The 17,774-nt window shown below is 55.6% G+C and carries 16 protein-coding genes and 1 pseudogene; 3 read left to right on the top strand and 14 right to left on the bottom strand.

The annotated features are described in order from the left end of the window. Positions 1 to 2: 2 nt before the first annotated feature. From AC2FI8_RS17915 to AC2FI8_RS17900, 4 genes are all read right to left on the bottom strand, one after another. A complete protein-coding gene (locus tag AC2FI8_RS17915; protein ID WP_496780451.1) occupies positions 3 to 980 on the bottom strand; it encodes an ABC transporter permease in 978 nt (325 codons plus the stop codon). Beyond that, complete coding sequence (locus AC2FI8_RS17910) at positions 965 to 2,500, bottom strand: sugar ABC transporter ATP-binding protein (RefSeq protein ID WP_496780450.1); 1,536 nt, start codon at positions 2,498 to 2,500, stop codon at positions 965 to 967. Before AC2FI8_RS17910 ends, AC2FI8_RS17915 begins: the two co-directional genes overlap by 16 nt. 67 nt (positions 2,501 to 2,567) lie before the next feature. Beyond that, positions 2,568 to 3,542 carry an ABC transporter substrate-binding protein gene (locus AC2FI8_RS17905; protein ID WP_496780449.1) on the bottom strand — a complete coding sequence of 325 codons (975 nt, stop codon included), beginning with the start codon at positions 3,540 to 3,542 and terminating at the stop codon, positions 2,568 to 2,570. Positions 3,543 to 3,596: 54 nt separating this feature from the next. Next, positions 3,597 to 5,063, bottom strand: coding sequence for an aldehyde dehydrogenase family protein (locus tag AC2FI8_RS17900; RefSeq protein WP_496769800.1), 1,467 nt, complete (start codon positions 5,061 to 5,063; stop codon positions 3,597 to 3,599). Between the two features lie 166 nt (positions 5,064 to 5,229). Between AC2FI8_RS17900 and AC2FI8_RS17895 the strand changes: the two genes are divergently transcribed. After that, the gene (locus tag AC2FI8_RS17895) at positions 5,230 to 6,330 is read left to right on the top strand and encodes a LacI family DNA-binding transcriptional regulator (RefSeq protein ID WP_496769802.1); all 1,101 of its coding nucleotides are present in this window, start codon (positions 5,230 to 5,232) and stop codon (positions 6,328 to 6,330) included. Between the two features lie 10 nt (positions 6,331 to 6,340). Next, on the top strand, positions 6,341 to 7,978 hold the full coding sequence (locus AC2FI8_RS17890; protein WP_496769804.1) for a GMC family oxidoreductase: 1,638 nt from the start codon (positions 6,341 to 6,343) through the stop codon (positions 7,976 to 7,978). 143 nt (positions 7,979 to 8,121) lie between these two features. Here AC2FI8_RS17890 and AC2FI8_RS17885 read toward each other — a convergent pair. From AC2FI8_RS17885 to AC2FI8_RS17845, 9 genes and pseudogenes are all read right to left on the bottom strand, one after another. Beyond that, positions 8,122 to 8,826 (bottom strand): annotated as a pseudogene (locus tag AC2FI8_RS17885) (IS6 family transposase). 78 nt (positions 8,827 to 8,904) lie between these two features. After that, positions 8,905 to 9,648, bottom strand: a complete 744-nt coding sequence (locus tag AC2FI8_RS17880) for a ribonuclease activity regulator RraA (RefSeq protein ID WP_496780448.1) — start codon at positions 9,646 to 9,648, stop codon at positions 8,905 to 8,907. A gap of 16 nt (positions 9,649 to 9,664) precedes the next feature. After that, positions 9,665 to 10,588, bottom strand: coding sequence for a sugar kinase (locus tag AC2FI8_RS17875; protein ID WP_496780447.1), 924 nt, complete (start codon positions 10,586 to 10,588; stop codon positions 9,665 to 9,667). 72 nt (positions 10,589 to 10,660) lie between these two features. Next, positions 10,661 to 11,404, bottom strand: a complete 744-nt coding sequence (locus AC2FI8_RS17870; RefSeq protein WP_496780446.1) for an SDR family NAD(P)-dependent oxidoreductase — start codon at positions 11,402 to 11,404, stop codon at positions 10,661 to 10,663. A 54-nt stretch (positions 11,405 to 11,458) separates the two neighbouring features. Continuing rightward, positions 11,459 to 12,394, bottom strand: coding sequence for an NAD(P)-dependent oxidoreductase (locus tag AC2FI8_RS17865; RefSeq protein ID WP_496780445.1), 936 nt, complete (start codon positions 12,392 to 12,394; stop codon positions 11,459 to 11,461). After that, the gene (locus AC2FI8_RS17860) at positions 12,357 to 12,776 is read right to left on the bottom strand and encodes a GlcG/HbpS family heme-binding protein (protein ID WP_170558403.1); all 420 of its coding nucleotides are present in this window, start codon (positions 12,774 to 12,776) and stop codon (positions 12,357 to 12,359) included. The genes AC2FI8_RS17865 and AC2FI8_RS17860 overlap by 38 nt, the downstream gene beginning before the upstream one ends. A gap of 19 nt (positions 12,777 to 12,795) precedes the next feature. Then, a complete protein-coding gene (locus AC2FI8_RS17855) occupies positions 12,796 to 14,082 on the bottom strand; it encodes a TRAP transporter large permease (protein ID WP_496780444.1) in 1,287 nt (428 codons plus the stop codon). 2 nt (positions 14,083 to 14,084) lie between these two features. After that, entirely contained in the window at positions 14,085 to 14,618 is a 534-nt protein-coding gene (locus tag AC2FI8_RS17850) for a TRAP transporter small permease (RefSeq protein ID WP_496780443.1), read from the bottom strand. 76 nt (positions 14,619 to 14,694) lie between these two features. Beyond that, a complete protein-coding gene (locus AC2FI8_RS17845) occupies positions 14,695 to 15,669 on the bottom strand; it encodes a TRAP transporter substrate-binding protein (protein ID WP_496721845.1) in 975 nt (324 codons plus the stop codon). A gap of 322 nt (positions 15,670 to 15,991) precedes the next feature. Between AC2FI8_RS17845 and AC2FI8_RS17840 the strand changes: the two genes are divergently transcribed. After that, positions 15,992 to 16,660: a GntR family transcriptional regulator gene (locus tag AC2FI8_RS17840; RefSeq protein ID WP_480793256.1), complete on the top strand. Its 669-nt coding sequence runs from the start codon at positions 15,992 to 15,994 to the stop codon at positions 16,658 to 16,660. A gap of 24 nt (positions 16,661 to 16,684) precedes the next feature. Here the strand turns inward: AC2FI8_RS17840 and AC2FI8_RS17835 are convergent, their stop codons facing one another. Then, entirely contained in the window at positions 16,685 to 17,203 is a 519-nt protein-coding gene (locus tag AC2FI8_RS17835) for a redoxin domain-containing protein (protein ID WP_496769812.1), read from the bottom strand. Positions 17,204 to 17,774: the final 571 nt, after the last annotated feature.

Below are 17,774 nucleotides of genomic sequence, written 5' to 3'. Positions count from 1 at the left end.
AATCATGCCCTCCGGAATTGCTGGACCCAAACGGCCAGGATAATGATGACGGCTTTGGCGATTAGTGCAACTTCGTCCTCTACCCCGTTGGCCAACAACGTATATTTGACCAATTGGATGATAACGGCTCCCAGTATGGCACCAAAGATCGGCGCCCGCCCGCCTTGCAAAAGAGCCCCGCCAACAACCGCGGCCGCGATGGCATCAAGCTCCATAAGATTACCGTTGCGCGCCGCGTCCGAAGCCGAGTTGATAGCAACGACGATCAGCCCCGCCAGACCCGCAAGCACGGCGCAGATGACATAGGCCCCAATCTTGACCCGCCGGACGGGACCGCCCGACAGATAGGCCGCGCGTTCATTGCCGCCGATGGCCAGCAGGTAACGACCCCAAGTGGTTCTGGTGATAACCCAAAACAGAACACAGGCAATGACCAGCGCCAGCCACCCTTGGAACGGCAAGCCAAGCACTTTGCCGGTTCCAAGATAACTGAATGAAGGGTTGGAAAACGTCTGCAGGTTCCCGTTCGTCAAGACTTGGGCAATACCGCGACCCGAGATAAAGAGAATGAGCGTCGCAATAATGGGTTGCACATTCAACACGGCAACCATCACACCGTTGAACACCCCGCATAGCCCGGCGATAAACAGCGGTAGGACAATGGCCAAAGTGACGCCCAGCATCGGATAGGCAGCGCCCAGATCCGACAGGAAAATCAGCGGAGCAACTGCCCCCGCCAGTGCCATGACCGCACCGACCGAAAGATCGATACCACCCGTGGCGATCACCAGCGTCATGCCCATGGCCACGATGGCGATCGTGGCAACCTGGCTGATATTCACGAACAATGTTTGCAGTTGCAGGAAATTGGGGGTGAAAAACGCGTTGAACACCAATAAGGCGACCAACGCGGCGATGCCGCCGTGAAAGCGGAAGGGCATTGAGGCGACCCGTTGCGGCAACTTCATTGCTCGGTCCATGAACCAGATCCTCCTTCATGATGCGCAAGCGCGCGCACCAGTATGTTCTCGGTAATCCCGGGGTTGGTCAGTTCCTTGACCGAGCGCCCCTCGTGCATGACCACGATGCGGTCGGCGCCTTCTACCAGTTCTTCGAATTCTGAACTGATGAGGACCACGCCAAACCCCTTCTCGACGTAAGACCGAATGAACGATTGGATCTCTCGCTTGGCGCCGACATCCACGCCTCGGGTCGGCTCATCGAGTATCAGGATGTCGGGCTGCGTCGCCAGCCAACGGGCAAGCAGCACCTTCTGCTGGTTGCCGCCGGACAACTCGCGAATGGGTTGGTCCATATGCGCCGCCTTGATGCCCAGATCGTCGATGAAGGCCTGAACGATCTCGCGCTCGCGGGCAAAATCGATCTGACCACGGCTGGCTAGTTTCGGCAACAGGGCCAACGTTATGTTCTCACGCACGGACATGTCGGGAATAATCCCTTCGGCCTTGCGATCTTCGGTCAGAAAGCCGACCCCGTTTGCTATCGCTTCACCCGGTCCGGACGGTTGCCCGACCGCACCGTGTATCTCGATTGCGCCGCTGCGTGCTCCGTCCACTCCGAACAAGGCCCGCGCCGCCTCGGTCCGGCCAGAGCCCAGCAGCCCGCCCAGCCCAACAATTTCCCCGCGGTGGAGTGTGAGGTCGAAATGCGTCAGTCGTGGGCCAGTCGAAACAGAGTCGGCCCGCAGAACGATATCGCCCTTCTTAGCCTTGGCGCCGGCGAAGTCCGTCAAACCGTCTGCCGCAATCTCGTCCTTGTTGCGGCCCAGCATGTCCGCGATCATTTCCAGCTTGGTCGTGTCCTGGACATTGCGAGTGCTGACAGTGCACCCGTCTCGCATCGTTGTGACCCGATCGCAGATCTGGAACAGCTCATCGAGGAAATGCGAGACATACAGAACGGACACGCCCTGTTTCTTCAACTCGCGCACCACACCGAACAGAACCTCGACCTCGCTGGCATCAAGCGACGACGTCGGCTCGTCCATAATGACCAGCTTCGCGTCCAGCGACACCGCTCGCGCTATCGCGACCAACTGCTGGATCGCAGTCGAGAAATTCCCCAGAGGCTCGGTTACGTCGATATCTATGCCAAAGCGCGCAAGAACCTCGCGTGCGCGCCAGTTACCCTCGCGCCAGTCGACCAGAAAGCCGAGGCGTTTGGGCTCGTACCCCATGATGATGTTCTCGGTCACTGACCGCAGCGGCACCAGGTTGAGCTCTTGATAGATTGTGGCAATTCCGTATTTCTGCGCTTCGCGCGGGGTAGAAATGCGGCTTGGCGCGCCCGTCAGATAGACGTCACCGGCATCCCGGCCGTAAACTCCGGTCAGGACCTTGATCATCGTCGATTTGCCGGCGCCGTTCTGCCCGATGAGTGCGTGAACTTCGCCGGGTGCTATTTCCAGACTGGCCTGGCTGAGTGCTGGAACCTCAGCAAAAGACTTGTCGATCCCCGACATCGAAACGAGCGCGTTCATGATATCTCGTACTCCAATTGTTTGCGGGCAGCGCTGACACTCAGCCAGCACCACCCACCAGGGAGAATCAATAGGCTTCGTCGATGTGATCAGCGGCGTTGTCTTGCGTAAAGATCCGGTCTTCGACCTTTACCCACTCAGGGATCTGCTCGCCCGCCGCATACTTCTTCATGACATCACAAGCCAATGGGCCAAAGAAGGGTGAGCTTTCTACGGTCACGCCCATCTTGCCATCGATAATTGCCTGAAGCGCATCACGCGTTCCATCAATCGAAACGATGGTCACGTCCTCGCCTGGCTTGCGGCCGGCCAGTTCCAGAGCCTGGATCGCGCCGATCGCCATCTCGTCATTGTGGGCGTAGACCACGTTCACGTCGGGGTGCGCCTGCAGCAGGGTTTCCATCACCTGACGACCCAGATCGCGCGCAAAGTCACCGGTCTGAGAAGCCACGATCTCAAAGCGGTCGTCCGCTGCGATCGCGTCGTCGAAACCCTTTTTACGGTCATTTGCAGGTGAAGAACCAGTTGTGCCCTCCAACTGGACGATAACGCCCTGGTCGCCGTCAAAATTGTCCATCAGCCATTGCGCGGCCCGGTTGCCCTGATCAATGAAGTCCGATCCTAGGAATGCTACGAAATGCTCGCCTGGCTTGGCGACGGCCGGATCAACCGAGCGGTCCACGAGAAAAGTCGGAATGCCGGCGGCGCGTGCTTTCATAACGGCCGGAATCAGTGGCTTTTCTTCCCTTGGAGGCAGAAACAGAACGTCGATGCCTTGTGCGATCATGCTGTCCACATCTGCTACCTGCTTGGCCGCTGATCCAGCTGCATCCGTCGCGATAAGGTCCCAGCCGCAGGCCTCGGCCGTGTCATAGAACGATTTGGTCTCGGCAATACGCCACGGATTGTTCGACTCCATCTGCGCAAAGCCGACTTTGTAGCGCTCCTTCTGCTCAAGCTGTGGCAGATCCTGCGCTATCGCAGTCGTGCCCAACAGCGCACCCGCGACAACCGTCGAGATCAAAAGAGTTCTGCGTTTCATGGTTATTCCTCCTCCATTGGTGCGGTCGCCTCCGTTTTGACCGCGAGTTTTAGGTCATGCCCAATTCATGTAAGTCGTCTGTTTCCTCAGATAGCCATCGAAGCCATAAGCGCCGTCTTCACCCCCAACCCCGGACATACCCCAACCGGTATGAAATCCCTGCACGGCCTCGCCATTGGAGCGGTTCAGGTACAATTCGCCGAACTTCAAGCGGCTCGGGGCTTCCATCAATCGCCGGTGCGATGCCGTAAAGAGATAGGCAGACAGCCCGAATGATGTGTCATTCGCTGCGTCTATCGCCTGATCAAAATCATCGACTCGCATTGCTGTCGCCACGGGGCCAAAGACCTCCTCTTGCATCGCGGCATTGCCGTTGTCTGAGACCTCAAGAACCGTCGGGGACATCCAGTGCCCCTTATGGTGCGCCCCGTCCGTCAGGGGCCCGCCTGCAAGATGAACCGTGGCGCCTTCGGCGATGCTGCGCTGGATGATCTCGACGACCTTGGTCACTTCGGCCTTGCTGACTTTGGGACCCAAATCGCAGTCGTCCATCGGATCCCCGATCGACAAAGCGCGGGCCGCGGACACGAATTTTTCCAGGAACTGATCCGCAATGCCGCGATGCAGATACATACGCTCGTTGCAGGTGCAAATCTGGCCGCAATTGGCAAACCGGGCGGCAATGGCGGCCGAAACGGCGGCGTCAATATCCGCATCCTCCATCACGATGAACGGAGCCTTACCGCCAAGCTCGAGCCGGACAACCTTGATCCGGTTGGCCGCAGCGCGAAAAATCTCTTTCCCGGCGCGTGTGCTGCCGGTCATTGTAATCAGTGAAGTATCGGGGTGTTCGACCAACCGCTGCCCTACCACCGGCCCCTTGCCTGTCAGAACATTAAGAACACCAGGCGGAAACCCGACCTTGTTGGCAAGCTCGGCGACCGCAAGACCGGACAGCGGCGTGATTTCGTGCCCCAACAGAACAACGGTGTTGCCCGCGACCAGCGCGGGTCCGACCTTCCTGGCGGCCAATGCCAACGGATAGTTCCAGGCCGTCAACGCAACAACAACGCCATAAGGATGACGCCGGATCTGGATTTCCTCGGACTCGTTGTCCGATGCAACTATGTCACCCGAAATCCTCCGGGCCTCTTCAGCCGCATGGCAAAGAAAGGTGACGGCAGCATCCACTTCACCTCGGGCTTGCGAGATCGGCTTGCCCTGCTCGGCGGTTATCAGAGCAGCCAAACGACCGGCGTCGACCCGGACGGCCTCAGCGAGTCTCAGGACCAGCCGAGCCCGCTCGATCGCCGGGCGCGAGGACCACGAGCCAAAAGCCCGATGGGCCGCCTCGACCGACGCATCCGCGTGAGCGGCGGCGCCATCTGGAACCAGCGCAACGATCTCTTCATTTGCAGGGTTTTCGACAACAACCGTGTCCGCGTCAAAGTCGACAAAGCGGCCATCGATGAACATCGAATGCCGAACGACTGGACCCAGCTCCCCTACTACAGACCGCAATTTCGCCTCCCGCGCTTGCTCGGTCAAACCACAATGGCGACCGCACCACCGATCAAAACACTAATAATATTATTTCGTCAACACTAATATTAATTACTATCAACTAATATTAGTTGCACGTCCTCCGCATAGACGATAAAAAGGATACGAACAAAAAGGTTGAACGATGAACGATCAAGCGAACAAGGCCGGGCAACACAGGGGTGTAGGACGAGTCGCGGGCCGGCAGCGCATAACGATGCACGACATTGCACGCGTCGCCGGATGCTCACAAACGACAGTATCGCTAGTTCTGAACAAGAACGATTCTGTCAAAATCTCCGAGGACACAAAGCAACGAGTCCTGGATGCCGCCAACACGCTTGGATACGCCATGCCCTCTCAACTCAGGAAACCCCAGGACAGCGCGCGCCGGCCCGCGGCGCTGGACGGGACCATCGCTTTCGTCGTGGATGATCTGGCGTCAAGCCCCGAAATGGTGAACGCTTTTAACGGGGTGAAACAGGCCGTTCGGGACACCGGTAATCTTGTATTGCTGGCAGAAACCCAAAACGACCCCGAGGTCGAGCCCAATACGCTCCGGTATTTCCTCGACCAACAGGTTGCGGGCATCATTTACGCAACCGTTTTCACCCGGCGGGTGGTCGTTCCGGAAATCCTCAGGCAGACCGCAACCCCGGTTATGCTACTGAACTGCTTTTGCGACGACCTCTCCTTTCCTGCGGTGATCCCCGGCGAAGTCGCTGCTGGACATACGGCGACCAACGCCCTGATCAAGGCCGGGCACAAACGGATCGCCACAATAACCGGTGAGCCGTTCATGGAATGCGCCGCTGGACGAACGACCGGGTACAGAAACGCCTTGGCTTCCGCCGACATTCCGTTCGACGAGGACTTGGTTGTCGAAGGCAATTGGTTGCCCAGCGCCGGATATGCCGCCACGCGTGAATTGATGGATCTGCCCTCTCCGCCAACCGCCATTTTCTGTCAGAATGACCGTATGGCAATCGGTTGCTATGAGGCACTCAAGGAACTTGGCCTTTCAATCCCCGAGGACATCTCGGTCATCGGATTTGACGATGACGAAACCGCGCGGCACCTGTCGCCACCCCTGACCTCGATGATCCTTCCCACCCGGGCGATGGGACGCTGGGTCGTCGAACAGCTATTCCACGGGCCGACGGATGGTCAGAGGCACCCACTCGTAAAGCTTGAATGCGAACTGGTCGAGCGCGACTCGATCAGCGAACCCAAACGCCGGACCTGAAGGCGAAATCATGACGGAAACCTTCGATCACATCGTAATCGGCGGCGGCTCTGCCGGCGCCGCAGCTGCAGCGCGACTGGTCAACCAGGGCAAGTGCAGGGTTCTGTTGCTGGAGGCCGGGCATTCGCACCGCCATCCGTTGCTGGACATGCCGCCGGGTATCTTCAAGATGATCAACGGGTCCAAGTTCATGACCTATCACCAGACCGAACCGCAGGACCACCTTGACGGCCGCGTGCATGACATTCCGCAGGCCAACGTACTTGGCGGCGGGTCGTCCGTGAATGCGCAGGTCTATATGCGCGGTCGCCCTTCCGATTATGACGCTTGGAACGACCTACTCCGAAATACCAACGACAGGGTTGGTTGGGGATGGGACGATGTGCTGCCCTATTTCCGCAGGATGGAAGACAACAACAGACTTCACAATGACCTGCATGGCAGCAACGGTCCGCTGCAGGTCTCGGATCCGGGGCATATCGACGAAATGTCCCGTTGGTTCGTTCAGTCGGTGCAGGCCCTTGGCGAACCATTCAACACTGACTTCAACGGCGCAACACAGCGCGGTGTCGGCTTCTATCAATTCACCAATCGCGCCGGAAAGCGCAGCTCGTCAGCTTATGCTTTCCTCGACCCTCTCGAGAAAAACTCTAATTTGATCGTCCGGCTTGGCGCAACGGTCAGCAAAGTCATTGTCGAAAACGACAGGGCTGTCGGTGTGCAGTATCGCGACAAACACGGGTTCCACACCGTCCAGTGTGATGGTGAGATTGTCCTTGCGGCGGGCGCTCTGGTCACGCCGAAAATCCTATTGCTGTCGGGTATCGGACCGGATGCACATCTTGCCGAACACGATATTCCCGTGGTCTGCTCAGTGCCTGGGGTCGGCCAGAACTTGATCGACCACCCCGAAGTTCCAATCACCGCCTTTGCAAACGGTCCATACGGATATTTCAAACAAGGTGAAGGCTGGCGGATGCTGCGAAACGGCATACAGTTCAAACTGTTCGGCAGCGGCCCCGTGACTTCGGCCGGGGTCGAAGCCGGCGCGTTCGTCAATCCTTCGGCTCCTGATGGAGAACCAACCATCCAAGCCTTTTGCGTTCCCATCGTATATCTGGATCGCGACGCGCTGGACGAGGTGCAGGATGACTTTGGCCTGACCGTTACGACCGTCGTGGTCAAACCGAAATCACGCGGAGAGGTTCAGCTTCGTTCGAACGATCCTCTCGCCATGCCTGTGGTCTCGCCCAACCTTCTGAAGCATGAAGACGACATGCAAGAGATGATCCGGGGACAGCGGTTCTTTCGCCAGGCATTCACGTCCGGCCCACTTGCACAAAGGATCCGCGAAATCGTCATTCCGATAGCGGACGACGAACAGACGCTGCGAGCACATTGTAAGAGATTCGTAAAAACCAACTATCACCCGGCGGGCACTGCCAAAATGGGCCGGGACGGCGACGGTATGGCAGTGCTGGACGCCAGAATGCGTGTGCGCGGGATCGAGCGCTTACGGGTTTGCGACATGTCCGCAGTGCCTGACATCAACGCCGGCAACACAAACGCACCTGCCATGATGCTTGGCGAACGATGCGCCGACCTGATCCTTGGCATCGGATCAGCACGCGAGGGACGCAATTCTTAACCTAAGCTGCGGCGTCGTCCGTCATTGATCCGATTTCTGGCGCAAAAAATGGCGTCGCGCTGCCCGCCCGACCGAAAACGGATTTTCCTAGATGTTTTCCGACTAATTCGAACTAGCCTCAGTTTGCCGCGGAAACCGCGAACCTATCCGGAACAAAGTTGACGCCACTCTCTAAGGGCGGCGGCGCGGGTCAGCTTGAATGTATCTCCGCTGGTGAGATCGCTCCTTGTTAAAGTGGTTGTAGACGGAGGAATGGACGGAGGCGAATGTCTGTAAACTTCGCACCCGCCTGAACCGCTGCATTACGCGTTCACGTCGTCGAAACGGCAGGTGCGAATTCTCGACGCGGTTGTTGAGCCACCTGCCCGTCTGTTGTTTTTCAAGCGCGCCCAGTTCTCTGAGAGCGGCTCTGTATGAGGCAAAGCGATCCGTGACGATGGTTTCCGCTTTGCCGTGTCGCTTCATCAATTTCTCAAGGAATTTCAATGCTGCAGCATTGTTTTGGCGCTTGGTGACAACAGCTTCCAGTACCTCGCCTTCCTGATAAACGGCCCGCCAAATATAATGCCGCTTGCCATTTACCTTCACGAAGACCTCGTCGACGTGCCACTTCCATTTGGAGAACGCGCGCAGCAGCTGAACACGTTTCCGCCTTATATCAGCAGCAAACATCGGGCCAAACCTGTGCCACCAAAATCGAACAGTTTCGTGGCTCACGTCGATGCCTCGCTCGTGCACCAGATCTTCGACATTCCGAAGCGAGAGCGGGAAAGGATGTACAGCATCACCGCAAAGCGGATGATCTCGGGACTGGTTTTGAAGCATTTAAATGGTGATCGTCTTTCCATCCACAAAGGCTATGAATGCCCCCTGCCCGCCTCAAGCCAAGTTCTTCTGACAAAACCTACATTGCAGCGATTCAGACATCAGTCAGAGAGCCTTGCGCGCCAGACCTCAAATCGTTCAAGAACGTCTGGGTCGGTTGCAGGATAAAGTCCGATTACGGGGGTGTTTTTTCGCACTTCTTCCAGAACGAAGCGTTCGAACAACTCCATTGGGCCTGCCTCGATCGCAATGTCATCGGCGAGGTGACGTGGGATAATCATGACACCATCGCTGTCACCCAGAACGATGTCACCAGGATAGACCGCCACGCCGCCACACCCGATTGGCAAACCGACATCAACCGCATGATGTTTCGTAAGGTTGGTTGGGGCAGATGGTTTTGCGGCAAAGACTGGCATCTCAAGTGCTGCGGCACCGTCGGCGTCGCGAATGCCACCATCCGTGACAACGCCCGCTGCTCCGCGCATTTCTAGTCGCGTCAAAAGGATCGAACCTGCCGAGGCCGCCGATGCATCCTGCCGACAATCCATGACCAATACCGCGCGTTCAGGACATGTTTCCACGGCCACGCGCTGCGGGTGATCTGGCTCACGAAACGCCTCGATCGGGTCGGTGTCAGGCCGTGCAGGAATGTAGCGCAGTGTAAAAGCCGGGCCGACAAGGGAGGGCCTACCCTTGCCCAATGGGGCAACGCCTTGAACATAGGCGTTTTGATAACCGCGTTTGTAAAGCAGCGTGGCTACAGTCGCTGTGCTGACCTTTGACAAGCGATCAAGCGTATCCGGATGCAGTTTGATCATTTCGGCAGGCTGAGGGTTCGGCAAGGGCTGGATCCTTCTGCTAAGGCTGTAGGCAACTATCGAGCAGGCTTTGGTTGATGGGAACAAGTGCACCTTTGCCTTGCACGACATGCCCTGCCAGTTTGCAGGCCAGTGCTAAGCTGTCAGGTAAGGGTGTATCCGTTGCCAGCCCCGCCAGAATGCCAGCGTTGAAACTGTCGCCTGCAGCAGTCGTATCCACAACCGAGGCCAGAGGCGGAACATGGACAGAGCCCTCTGCGCCGCGAGTACGATAAAGGACCGTTTCTGCGCCATTCTTGACAACGATCGTTTCCGCGCCCGCCCTTGCATAGCGCTGCAAAGTGGCCGCGGGTTCCTGGTCGCTGAACCAACGTGCCTCGTCCTCGAACGATGGCAAAGCGATATCGCTAACTGCGGCGGCCTGCATGATGTTCTCGGTCATCTCAGAGGGGCTGTCCCAAAGATGCGGGCGCAGATTGGGGTCGAAGGCAATCCGTTTTCCGGCGCGCCGCGCTGACTGAGCAACGTCGAGCAAGGCGGCGCGCCCTTCAGGGTTCAAGATTGCCAGAGTGATGCCCGAGAAATAGATGAGATCTGATTGCGTCATGGCGCGGGCAAGTGCTTGCTTGTCTTGGGCCAACAGGCGTGCGGCCGACTGGCCGCGCCAATAGGTAAAGCTGCGTTCTCCATTGTTTAGCGTGATAAGATACAACCCCACTGAACGGTTTGGCACGATCCGCACCTGCTGGGTGTTGACCCCGCTTTCGCGCATCGCATCCAGCATCCGGGACGAGATGGCATCATCTCCGACGGCGGTAAAATAGGACAAGGGCGTTTCGGGTGTGAGTTGGGCCAGATACCAAGCTGTATTGAACGTGTCTCCGGCGAACCCCATTTGATACGTGCTTGGCGCGTCAGTTGGAGCCATTTCGGCCATGCATTCACCTATCGCGAGAATTCGCATATTCCGGTTTCCAGTACTTCGAAGTTTGACAAACGGTAGCGTTCGACAATTAGGTAACCTGTTCTGCAGTGGTCACGAGAACAGCATCCCACCATTAATATCGACATTGGTCCCGGTCAGATAAGCCGAGTCCTCGCTTGCCAGAAACGCCACGAGGTTCGCAACGTCCTGAGACTGGCCTTGCCGCTTGAGCGGCGCAGCAGCTTCTAGCCCCCGACGGCCTGCATCGGGAGTATGTATGTTATGGAAATCCGTGTCGATCATGCCTGGGCAGATTGCGTTGACACGGATATCAGGACCCAGTTCTTTTGCAAGACTACGGGTGAGCGTCATGACCCCGCCTTTTGACGTTGCATAAGCCGACGCACCCGGGCCACCACCGTCGCGACCCGCCTGACTGGCGATGTTTACAATGGCCCCGGATTTCATATGCAGCAGTGCCGCTTTGACCATAAGAAACGTGCTGGTCAGGTTGAGATCCATGACAGCCTGCCAATGCTCAAGCGACATCTCGGCGATTTTCTTGCGCGCGATCAAACCTCCGGCATTGTTCACCAGAATGTCCAGGCTGCCATAGGTATCGACCGTCTTGGCGATCAACGCATCGACCTCTTCGGGTTTGTTCAGGTCGCCTTGCATTGCAAACGCCTGTCCACCGATCTTTTTGATCTCGGCTACGGTTTCCTCGGCGCCGGCACTACTGGCGAAGTAGTTCACCGCGACATTCACCCCTTCGGAGGCGAGTTTGACAGCGCAGGCGCGCCCGATATCGCGGCCACCACCCGTGACAATTGCGGTCTTTCCCTGAAGTTTCATGGTTGCTTTTTCCCGTTCAATTGGTGCTGCTATGCTTGACTGATGGATCTGACGCTAAAGCTTGGCAAAATAGTCGAAGATTTCCGGCACGTTGCCGTCGCCCATGCCTGCGTCCGCGGCTGCCTGAAGGTTGTTCGCGGTTCCTTCAGCGATCTCGGCACGAGTGCCCACGTCCTCGGCCAGCTTCAGGAAGTAACCAAGATCCTTGTTGGCGTTGTTAATCGAAAACCCCAAATCGCTGACACCATCCACCGCGTAGTTCTTACAAAAGTGCATAAAAGGGGAATTGGACGTTCCAGCTGACATGATGTCAAAAAGCTGCTGTTTGTTTACACCTGAGCGTTCAGCCACAGCAAAGGCTTGGCTCATGGTGCAAGCTGTCGTCATGCCCATATAATTGTTGATGAGCTTGGTCACATGGCCCGCACCCAGCTCGCCGAGGTGAAAGACATTTTCCCCCAGTACATCCAGGACAGGTTTCACATTCTCAAAGGTGGCTATATCGCCCGCTGCCATAATGTTCAGCAAACCATCCTTGGCGTGCGCGGGTGTGCGTCCCAGCGGCGCATCAATCATACCAGCACCTTTTGCGGCCAAGTCTGTGCCGATTTTGCGTGTGGACGCTGGGATCGAGGTACCAAAGTCAATGACCACAGCACCATCTTTGATGCCTGCCAGGATGCCGTCATCGCCGTAGATCAGGCTCTCGACGACATCCGATGTTGTTACACAAAGCATCACGATATCGCTGTTTTCAGCAAGCTCTCGTGGCGTTGTAACCTCTACAGCACCGCGGTTGACTGTGGCTGCGACGGCTTCCTTGTTCCGACCCATAACAACCAGATCAAAACTGTTGTTTTGCAGGCACTCTGCCATGTTACCGCCCATAAGACCGAGGCCGATGAAACCGATGACGGGTTTTGTCATATCTGACTCCTTAAACTCTTTCCAATTAGGCTTCGCAGAGTGCCGTGACCCCTGCCTGTGCAACTTCGAGATCCTGAGCTGGCGAACCCGAGCTGACACCAATCCCCCCAACCACCTGTCCGTCGACCGTCACGGGAAGGCCACCTGCAACGGTCACCATTCGTCCGCCCAGCGTTGAGGATATTCCGTGTGCGGCCATGCCAGGCTGATTTGCTTCACCAAGAGCATCGGTTCCTTTTTGGATACCGGTTGCAGTGAAACTCTTGTCGATGGCCAAAATGATGCTGGTAATCTTGCCACCATCCATCCGCTCAAACGCGATGAGGTTGCCGCTTTCGTCTGTGACGGCAATACACATCGGTACGCCGATTTCCTGCGCCTTGGCTCGCGCTCCTGCGATCAACTTGCCCGCGTCATCGATGTCCAGGCGTCTTATTGTCAGCATCGCCTCATTCTCCTTTGATTTAGGGGCCAATGATTAGGTTCGGCAGCGTCAGCGATATTGCCGGTACAAAAGTGATCAGCATGAGCGCGGCAAAGATGGCGAGGTAGAAAGGCCAAATCGTTTTGACCGCTTTCTCCATCGGTAGTTTTCCAACAGCACACCCCACAAAGAGACAGGTCCCGACAGGTGGTGTGCAAAGACCAAGACCGAGGTTCACCAAAAGGATCATGCCGAACTGTAGCGGGTCGATGCCCAGCATGTTCATCACCGGCAGGAAAATCGGTGTGCAGATCAGGATCAACGCGGCCATGTCCATGATCATCCCCAAGAGCAACAGCACAGCGTTGATCATCAACAAGATCAGGATCGGGTTTTCTGTGATGCCCAACAGGAATTCGACTGTTTTTGTCGGCACCCGGTTGAACGTCAGCATATAGGCAAAGGCACCGGCGCAGGCGATCAGGATCATCACCATGGACGTTGTGCGCACCGAAGAGATAACGGCGGTTTTGAAGTTTTCCCAGGACAGGCTGCGATAGACAATAAGCGTCACCACAAAGGCATACATTGCCCCGAACGCGCCGGATTCAGTGACCGTAAAGACGCCTGACAAGACCCCTCCAACAATGATCACGGCCGTCAACAAGCCAGGGATCGATCCAACAAAGGCGATGGCCAGTGCGGTCCAACCCGGAAACTGTTCGGCCTGATAGCCGCGCTTGACCGCCACGACATAGGCGGCAATCGCAAGGCAGCAACACATAAGGACACCGGGCACAACTCCAGCCAGGAACAGTTTTGAGATTGAAACTGCACCGCCTGTTGCAAGGGCAAAGATGATCATGTTGTGGCTGGGAGGGATGATGATCCCGGCAATTGATGATGTCACTGTGACGTTCACCGCATAGTCGGCATCATAACCTTTGTCTTTCATCACCGGGATCAGGATCGACCCAAGGGCCGAGATATCGGCAATCGCCGATCCGGAAATGCCACCAAACAACATGGACGAGAAGACATTGACGATGCCAAGTCCACCGCGCACAGCGCCTACGGCGGCCTGCGCAAACCGAACCAACCGGATCGCGATACCACCGTGAAACATAAGCTCGCCCGCAAAGATGAAGAACGGGATCGCCATTAGGGAAAAGACGTTGATCCCCGACACGATACGCTGGAATCCAACAAACAGCGGTAATCCTTCAAACCAAAAGGAAGCCAATGCAGCGATACCAAGGGCGTATGCCACTGGAGCGCCGATGATGACACATAGGGCAAAAACCCCCAACAGAATCATGAGTCCCATGACTATCCCTGATCTATGTTGTCTTGGCGTTCGTCTCGGCCCAGAAACAGGCGGATCAGATGGCCAGTGGAAAAAAGGAACACCAACGCGCCGCTGATTGTCAGTGGCAAGGAGCGCAAGCCCTCTGACCATTGGATTAGCGGGATCAGGGTGTTCCATTTGAATATTGTCAGCTCGATCCCGTACCAAAACATCATGCCACCGAAACCTGCCATCAGGACATCAGTGAGCACGACGAAAACCGTTCGCACAAAGGGTGGGACTAAATTGCGGAACACGACAACAGAGAGGTGCGTGTGATTGTGCACACCCGCAGCCGCTCCGAGAAACGCGATGACCATAACCAAAAGCAGTGAAACCTGCTCAACCCAAGTGGGCGTGTTGTTCAGAACGTAGCGCCCGAACACCAGCCAGGCAAAGATCGCAGTCATAACCACAATGGCGACGCCAGACAGCAACATGCAAACTCGTGCGAGCAGATCAAGAATCCTGTCCATGTTGCGCATGGCGGCAGGGGAGGTATCGGGCTCTTGCATTGGATTTCCTCTGAGACAAAACGCCCGGCATCCAATTGGCGGAGCCGGGCGCTCAAAGTTGAACTGTTAAGACAACTTATTCAGTGGCTTGCGCCATTTCTACCAACGCTTTCATATCAGGATTTGCAGCCAAGTAGTCTGCATAAACCGAATCCATTGCGGACTGGAATGGGCCTTTGTCGGCGATTTCATTTACGGTGATGCCGGCCGCTTCAACATCTTTACGCGCTTGTTCAGAACCAATTGCCCAAAGCTCACGCTGGACCAATGCGGCTTCTTCTGCGGCACCGCGCACAGCGGCTTGCAATTCAGGAGACAGCGCATTGAATTTGGTCGTGTTCACGCAGATGCACTCGGGGATAATCAGGTGTTCGGACAAAGAATAATTTGTGGTCACTTCATAGTGACCGACATTCTTGAACGACGGGAAGTTGTTCTCCGCACCATCAACAACGCCGGTTTTCAGCGCTTGCTGAACTTCGGAGAATGCCATTGGAGACGGGTTACCGCCCATAGCTGAAATCATAGATGTATAAAGATCGTTGTTCATTACACGGATTTTCAGACCTTCGACATCTGCGGGCGTGTTGATCGGCTTTTGGCTGTAGAAAGAACGCGCACCGGCATCAAACCATGCCAGTGGCAGAACACCTGCTTCACCCATCGCAACTGAAACAACCTCACCGGCGTCGCCGTCCAGCACGCGGAACATGTGCGGCACATCTTTGAAGATGAAAGGAAGCGATACAAGGTTAGCTTCTTTCACCATTGGGCCAATTGGACCGAGGTTGAAGTTACCAACCTCGATTGCGCCGATACGAACCTGTTCTAGGGCATCCGGTTGGGAACCAAGAACACCACCGTGGAACACATCGACGGTAACTTCGCCGTCTGTAGCGGCGTCAACCAGTTCGGCAAACTTGTCCATTGCAGCCGTGTTGGGATGGCCGTCGTTGTGGATATTCCAGGCTCGCCAGTTTTCGGCTGAAGCTGACGTTGCAATGAATGCCACAGCGGTCGCAGTTGCAAAGAACGATTTCGTGAAAGTCATGGGTTCTCCTCCCCGATTAATTTTGGACAGGATTTGGCTTTCATGGAATTTCAGAGACCGTAAGCCACGTAGCTTTCGATTTCCCCCAAGAACCAGAATCGCTGCTACCCTCAAAGGGACACTAGGATCCAAGTTATGTCAACTGTAGGCTTTTAGTATGTCAGATTGCTTGACAGTCGAAAGCGCAGGGCGTTTGATAGGTGACAGGCCTACATTGGTTCGCTCAAGCAAAACAAAATAGAATATTCTATTTGATTCAATGCTATAATGGTGAATCTGTAATTTGAAACGTGACTAAGACAGAGGGCGCAAGCAACATACCGTGGAAGAAATTGTCAGACGAACTACAACCGATGCGGTCTATGAAGCGCTACACGACGAGATCGTTTCGCTTGAAATTCTTCCCGGTACAAAGCTATCCGAAACAGAGGTAGCCAGCCGATTCGGCGTATCACGCCAACCTGTTCGCAACGCATTCACAAGGCTCGGCAACGAAGATCTGCTCTTAATACGACCACAAAAGGCGACCGTAGTTCGAGGGTTTTCTATGGAGCGTGTGGCTCTCGCTCGATTGGTTCGAATGGCGGTGGAGCTGGAGATCGTCCATCGAGCAATGGAAGTCTGGGACGCAACACGTGAAGCAAAACTTGCGGAAAATCTCGCCTTACAAGAGCAGGCGATCAGTGACGGTGATCTATCGGCGTTTCACGCGCTGGACTATGATTTTCACAAACTGATCTACGTGCTCAGCGGCAATCCGATGGCATTTGATGTAATGCTAGAATCCAAGCAAAAGGTTGACCGGCTTTGTATGCTCAGTCTTGAAAAGGGCAGTGCCGCAGACGCCATCCTCGCCGATCACCGAGAGATTGCACAGGCCATGGCGGCAGGAGACCATGATCAAGCGCAAGCCGCTGTCAGAACACACCTGTCCCGCCTCGACGAAACCATCGACTTCATTCACAAGACGCACCCAGGCTACTTTGAGTAACCGAGGCCATGCGATCTGTTGGTCTCAGGCCGTTCCTCGTTCCGGACGGTCATTATCAATATTGAATTTCATGCCGTCCAAAAGCTCTTCCAAATCGGGGCGTGCTGCTGGGCCGTTTGAGATATCGACCAACATCAGCGTCCCGTTCGGACGGATACCAAACGCACCAGGTTCGGCGAATAGACCTGTAGTTTCTGCATCAGACAGAGGTGATGACACAAAAAGACCAAGCGAGCGCATTTGCGCTTCGGTCATTCCATAACAAAGATCAAAATCCCAGCCAAATTCTGCTTTGTCCGCCGCAGCTTTTTCTTTGGTGTCGGCAGAGACAACGATAACGTCCATAACGTCAGCCCATGCTGACAGCGCCGCATTCAACTTGTTCAAGAAGCGCTTGCAGCGAGGACAATGCTTGCCTCGATAAACAAACAACATGGTCCAGCGGTCTTTTTGTTGACCGATCGTAACCTTGCCCTCAGACCCCAGCCTAAAAAAACTCATTTGCTCGATTTGCGCGCCAACATTTGGTTTGGCTGAGGTCATGAGTCGTTCCTTTCTTCTACAAACAAAGGCTTTGCGCGGATACCGTTAGCTTAGTTCATGTCACGTCAAGGCAATTATTGAAACCAAGATCGCGATATTATTTAGTGCTTGAAAGGCACGCTCGATCTAAGATTGCTGTCAGTTAACGAGGAATCACCGATACTTACCCGCCGTCACTCTACGGCCCTCGTTGCAGCCGCGCTTCTAATGCCGTAACAGGTGTGAGCGCAACCAGCGTACTTGTGTCGAATTCAACGCGAGCTGATCACCTGTGGCCCCCAAGAAACCTTTACAATCGAGACCAGAACGATCAAACGATCTGCCTGGTGAAATCCACAACGTCACCGTTACTACTTAACTGTAACTTTAGGCTCACCGCAGTCATTGGACCGATTCTCTCAAACGTCAGCTTTGACGCGTTGAGCTGCCGTTCACGACCGGAAATTCGAAGTTTTTGTCCTGAACGACTGCTTTCACCAAAAGCGGACACTTACGGAAAACCGGTCCACTTCCGCTGTGCGGACGAAGCGGTCCTTCATAAGCGTTGCTTCAATGTTAGCTTTGCCCCGCC

The sequence above is a fragment of the Ruegeria sp. CDSB029 genome, assembly GCF_059611125.1.
This window is presented reverse-complemented; position numbering and strand designations above follow the sequence as displayed.

Excerpts from the sequence above, each read along its gene's own strand:
- AC2FI8_RS17915 (WP_496780451.1), bottom strand. The coding sequence starts at position 980 with ATGGACCGAGCAATGAAGTTGCCGCAACGGGTCGCCTCAATGCCCTTC.
- AC2FI8_RS17910 (WP_496780450.1), bottom strand. The coding sequence starts at position 2,500 with ATGAACGCGCTCGTTTCGATGTCGGGGATCGACAAGTCTTTTGCTGAG.
- AC2FI8_RS17905 (WP_496780449.1), bottom strand. The coding sequence starts at position 3,542 with ATGAAACGCAGAACTCTTTTGATCTCGACGGTTGTCGCGGGTGCGCTG.
- AC2FI8_RS17895 (WP_496769802.1), top strand. The coding sequence starts at position 5,230 with ATGAACGATCAAGCGAACAAGGCCGGGCAACACAGGGGTGTAGGACGA.
- AC2FI8_RS17890 (WP_496769804.1), top strand. The coding sequence starts at position 6,341 with ATGACGGAAACCTTCGATCACATCGTAATCGGCGGCGGCTCTGCCGGC.
- AC2FI8_RS17875 (WP_496780447.1), bottom strand. The coding sequence starts at position 10,588 with ATGCGAATTCTCGCGATAGGTGAATGCATGGCCGAAATGGCTCCAACT.
- AC2FI8_RS17870 (WP_496780446.1), bottom strand. The coding sequence starts at position 11,404 with ATGAAACTTCAGGGAAAGACCGCAATTGTCACGGGTGGTGGCCGCGAT.
- AC2FI8_RS17860 (WP_170558403.1), bottom strand. The coding sequence starts at position 12,776 with ATGCTGACAATAAGACGCCTGGACATCGATGACGCGGGCAAGTTGATC.
- AC2FI8_RS17855 (WP_496780444.1), bottom strand. The coding sequence starts at position 14,082 with ATGGGACTCATGATTCTGTTGGGGGTTTTTGCCCTATGTGTCATCATC.
- AC2FI8_RS17850 (WP_496780443.1), bottom strand. The coding sequence starts at position 14,618 with ATGCAAGAGCCCGATACCTCCCCTGCCGCCATGCGCAACATGGACAGG.
- AC2FI8_RS17845 (WP_496721845.1), bottom strand. The coding sequence starts at position 15,669 with ATGACTTTCACGAAATCGTTCTTTGCAACTGCGACCGCTGTGGCATTC.
- AC2FI8_RS17835 (WP_496769812.1), bottom strand. The coding sequence starts at position 17,203 with ATGACCTCAGCCAAACCAAATGTTGGCGCGCAAATCGAGCAAATGAGT.